Source organism: Vibrio sp. 10N.222.46.A1 (assembly GCF_041473595.1).
Classification (GTDB): Bacteria; Pseudomonadota; Gammaproteobacteria; order Enterobacterales; family Vibrionaceae; genus Vibrio; species Vibrio tasmaniensis_A.
Window position 1 is genome coordinate 1 of sequence record NZ_JBFRSN010001185.1, and the last position, 375, is coordinate 375.

Consider the following 375-nt stretch of genomic DNA (forward strand, 5'->3'; position numbering starts at 1 on the left):
GCCTATTTTTATTATTTAGGGCAAGTTACAGAGTCTAATATATTCATTAGGTAGTTTGGGTTAATGAAAGTGACAATACCCATGATAGTTAGTAATACTAGCAAAACCATAAAGTGGAACTCATTCCATCGGATTAATTTGCAGGGTTTAATGTCCGGATCAGAACGATTTAAGTCACAATTGACTTTATTGAGTAACTCGACTTCTTCTTTTCTGTAATCTATCCAAGAAAATAGAACAGCGATACTTAATCCCAGTAAATATACACAGGTAATAGTTAAGGCAACCCCAGTTGAAGATATTGCAAAAGAAACAGTTTCATTTGATATCTTACATTCTGAGCCCGCGATTAAAGAGGCTACGATGAATGTAGAG

1 protein-coding gene is annotated in these 375 nt (G+C 34.7%); it reads right to left on the reverse strand.

The genetic code is table 11. From position 1 onward, the window contains the following. Positions 1-11: 11 nt before the first annotated feature. Positions 12-375 (reverse strand): hypothetical protein (locus tag AB4496_RS25075; protein WP_372132526.1); only part of this gene is annotated, 364 nt, incomplete at its 5' end.